Source organism: Streptomyces sp. MZ04 (assembly GCF_004684775.1).
Lineage (GTDB): Bacteria > Actinomycetota > Actinomycetes > Streptomycetales > Streptomycetaceae > Streptomyces.
The window spans coordinates 1-3762 of the sequence record NZ_SRIC01000470.1 but is presented as its reverse complement, the minus strand read 5'-3'; the positions used below and the strand labels follow the sequence as shown (position 1 = coordinate 3762).

General features: G+C 70.0%; 3 protein-coding genes and 1 pseudogene. 1 reads left to right on the top strand and 3 read right to left on the bottom strand.

All coding sequences use genetic code 11. The annotated features are described in order from the left end of the window. Positions 1-232 precede the first annotated feature (232 nt). Positions 233-691, top strand: a pseudogene (locus tag E2651_RS41965) (fructose PTS transporter subunit IIA); the annotation flags it as partial. Positions 692-796: 105 nt separating this feature from the next. Here E2651_RS41965 and E2651_RS41960 read toward each other — a convergent pair. The 3 genes from E2651_RS41960 to E2651_RS41950 all read right to left on the bottom strand — a co-directional run. Next, complete coding sequence (locus E2651_RS41960) at positions 797-1741, bottom strand: cation diffusion facilitator family transporter (RefSeq protein WP_135336521.1); 945 nt, start codon at positions 1739-1741, stop codon at positions 797-799. Between the two features lie 113 nt (positions 1742-1854). Then, a complete protein-coding gene (manA, locus tag E2651_RS41955; RefSeq protein WP_135336520.1) occupies positions 1855-3009 on the bottom strand; it encodes a mannose-6-phosphate isomerase, class I in 1155 nt (384 codons plus the stop codon). Positions 3010-3130: 121 nt separating this feature from the next. Further along, positions 3131-3762 (bottom strand): SIS domain-containing protein (locus E2651_RS41950; RefSeq protein ID WP_280922836.1); only part of this gene is annotated, 632 nt, incomplete at its 5' end.

Here is a 3762-nt window from a genome sequence, read left to right as displayed (position 1 = left end):
GGTCCCGTTTGCTGCTTCAGGGGCAGCAACCGCAGCTGGCGTCGTCAACATGACGGGCATAAGGATTGCAAATTTTTTGTGCATGCTGAAGACGGCATACGAGATTCATGAGCGTCTCGGGGGCTCGGAGATGTGTATAAGATACAGGGTTGTCTCTGCGAGTGGCTCCGGAGCGGCGCTGCAGAAGTCCCCCGCCGTGCCGGCCCCCGCCCCCGAGAATGCCGCCCCCGAGGACGAGGTCCTCTCCGGCTATCTCAGCGAGCGGACCGTGAAGGTCCAACTGGCGTCGGCGGACAAGGAGTCGGCGATCCGCGAGATGGCCGAGCTCCTCGCCACCACCGGCAAGGTCGACGACGTCGACGAGCTCGTGCGGACCGCGCTGCGCCGTGAGGCCCAGGGCACCACCGGGCTCGGCGAGGAGATCGCCATCCCGCATGCCAAGACCGATGCGGTGACCTCGCCGGTCGTCGGGTTCGCCCGGTCGGCCGAGGGCATCGAGTGGGGCGCGCTCGACGGTACGAAGGCCAAGCTGATCTTCATGATCTCCGTGCCGGAGGCTGCCGCGGGCGACGAGCATCTGCGGATTCTCGCGATGCTCTCGCGGAAGCTGATGGACACCGACTTCCGGGCGCGGCTCGAGGCGGCGCCGGATGACGCGGCGATCCTCGACGTGCTGCGTGAGGTTCGGTAAGTCGCTGCAGTACGTCGATGGGGCCCCGCACCTCGGAAGGTGCGGGGCCCCATCGGCGTACGTAAACGAAAGGCCTTCTAAAGAAGAAGCCCAATAACCCCCCGGCTACTTCGCCGGGTTGGTGCCCTCGGCCGCTGCCGTCTCGCTGTAGATGTCCGGCTCCAGGTAGATCACGCGGGCGATCGGGACCGCCGCGCGGATGCGCTCCTCGGCGGCGTTGATCGCGGCGGCCACCTCGGTGGCCGTGTCGTCGTGCTGCACCGCGACCTTGGCGGCGACGAGGAGCTCCTCGGGGCCCAGGTGCAGCGTGCGCATGTGGATGACGCGGGTGACGGTGTCGCCGTCGACCAGGGCCTTCTCGATCTTCTCGACCTCGTCCGTGCCCGCGGCCTCGCCCAGGAGCAGGGACTTGGTCTCCGCGGCGAGGATGATCGCGATCAGGATGAGCAGGATGCCGATGCAGAGCGTGCCGATGCCGTCCCAGACGCCGTCGCCCGTGGTGAGCGCGAGGCTGACGCCGACGAGGGCCAGGACCAGACCGACCAGGGCGCCGAGGTCCTCCAGGAGCACGACCGGCAGCTCGGGGGCCTTGGCGCGGCGGACGAACTGCGTCCAGGTGAGGTTGCCGCGCGTGTGGTTGGACTCCTTGATGGCCGTACGGAAGGAGAAGCTCTCGGCGATGACCGCGAACACCAGGACACCGACCGGCCAGTACCAGGCCTCGATCTCGTGCGGGTGCTTGATCTTCTCGTAGCCCTCGTAGATCGCGAACATGCCGCCGACCGAGAAGAGCACGATGGAGACCAGGAACGCGTAGATGTAGCGCTCGCGGCCGTAGCCGAAGGGGTGTTGCGGGGTCGCTTCGCGCTGCGCCTTCTTGCCGCCGAGGAGCAGCAGCCCCTGGTTGCCCGAGTCCGCGAGCGAGTGCACGCTTTCGGCGAGCATCGACGACGAGCCACTGAAGAGGAACGCGACGAACTTCGCCACCGCGATCGCGAGGTTCGCGGCGAGTGCCGCGACAATCGCCTTTGTTCCGCCTGACGCGCTCATGTGTGCCCGTTGTCCCTTCGCCTGCGTACGTTCATGACCCACCGCTGTCCGGACGTGGCTTTGCCCGTCCTTTGCGGTGGGTCATTGTTGCAGCACGGGCGACTCGTGGTGTGTCAGGCCACCACAGTGGCACGGAAGAGCGTGCCGACTCCGGACACTTCGGCCTTTTCGCCCGCGGGGACGAACACGGACTCTCCGGGGCCGACTTGTCCGGCGTCGCCCACGCGGACGGAGCCCGCGACGCAGAGCAGGATCTGCGGTGTGCCGGCGGTGAGGTCGTGCCGCGCGCCGCCTTCGGGCAGCACGAAGCGGGAGAGGCGGAACTCGTCGATCGGGGTGTCGTAGACCTCTTCGCCGTCGGGCGAGGCCTCCGGGCGCAGGACGCCGGGGTCGGTCGCCTCGAAGCGGACGATGCGCAGGAGTTCGGGCACGTCGACGTGTTTGGGGGTCAGGCCGCAGCGCAGCACGTTGTCCGAGTTGGCCATGATCTCGACGCCGAGGCCGTCGAGGTAGGCGTGCGGGACGCCCGCGCCGAGGAACAGGGCCTCGCCGGGCTGCAGTTGTACGTAGTTGAGGAGCATCGCGGCGATGACGCCCGGATCGCCGGGGTAGTGGTGCGCGATGCCCGCGTACGGGGCGTAGTCGCCGCCCAGGCGCTCGGCGGCGGCGGTGACCTCGGTGACGGTCGCGGCCATCTGCTCGGGGTCGGCGCTCAGCACGGCCGTCAGGACCTCGCGCAGGGCGGCCTCTTCGGGCTTGGCGTGCAGCAGGTCGGCGTACGGCTTGAGGGAGTCGACGCCCAGGCCCGCGAGCAGCTCCGCGGCCTCGACCGGCGGGCGGAAGCCGCACAGGCCGTCGAACTCCGTGAGCGCGCAGATCAGTTCGGGCTTGTGGTTGGCGTCCTTGTAGTTGCGGTGCGGGGCGTCGACCGGGACGCCGCGGCGCTCCTCGTCCTGGTAACCCTCCTTCGCCTGCTCCAGGTCGGGGTGCACCTGGAGGGAGAGCGGGGCGCCCGCGGCGAGGATCTTGAGGAGGAAGGGCAGGCGCGGGCCGAACTTGGCGGCCGCCGCCCGGCCGAGCTCGCGCTCCGGATCCTCGTCGATCACCTCGTTGAGCGGGCCTCGCCCGGTGCGCGAGGGCGCGCCGGGGTGGGCGCCCATCCACATCTCGGCCTGCGGCTCACCGGTCGGCTCGACGCCGATGAGCTCCGCGATGGCGGTGGTGGAACCCCAGGCGTAGGGGCGGATGGTGTTGGTGAGGCGGTCCACGGAGGGGGTCTCCCTTACGTACGTACGTGCGTGCGCTCGTGCGCTCGTGTGCTCGTGTGCTCGTGCGCTCGTGCGCGATGCGGGTCTCAGGTCATGACCGGGCCGCTTGACCGGGCTGTGGTCATGATCGGTCCCTCGGGGCGAGCGCCAGGTAAACGGCGGCGAAATCCGTGACGGCGATCAGGTCGGCGAGGGTCTCGAGCTCCTCGCCGTCCTCCGGTTCGAGCTCGCTGACCGCGACGTCGTGGCCGTGCGCGAGTTCGCGGGCGGCGGGCGCGGCGGTGAGGCCGCCGGCGTCCGACGGGCGGTCGCGGAGCAGGACGACGCGGGCGCGCAGCGACTGGGCGTCCTCCACGCGGTCGCGGAAGAAGTCGTCGCCGTCGGGGCTCGGGGTGAGGTCGCCGGAGAGCAGGGCGCCGTGCGCGGGCAGCGCCTCGGGGAGCTGCGCGGCGAGCGCCGGGTGTCCGGCGAGCTCGGCGAGCGTGGCGGCGAAGCGGCGGCCCGCGGAGCCCGCGAGCCCGCCCTCGGTCCAGATCAGCGGGAGGGCCTCGGCGAGCTCGGCGGCGAGGGTCTTGGCGGGATTGCTGTACGTCGCGATGGCGGGGCCGCAGCGTTCCGCGACGCTGTCGAGGCGGTCGGCGATCTTCTCCAGGGTCTCGGGCGGGGCCGTGATCAGGCCCGTGCGGTCCAGGAGGATCAGGAGCTGTCTATTATACACATCTGACGCTGCCGACGAATAGCCTGGTGTATAGG

Bases quoted from the DNA above. Each gene is read 5' to 3' on its own strand.
- E2651_RS41960 (WP_135336521.1), bottom strand. From the start codon at position 1,741: ATGAGCGCGTCAGGCGGAACAAAGGCGATTGTCGCGGCACTCGCCGCG.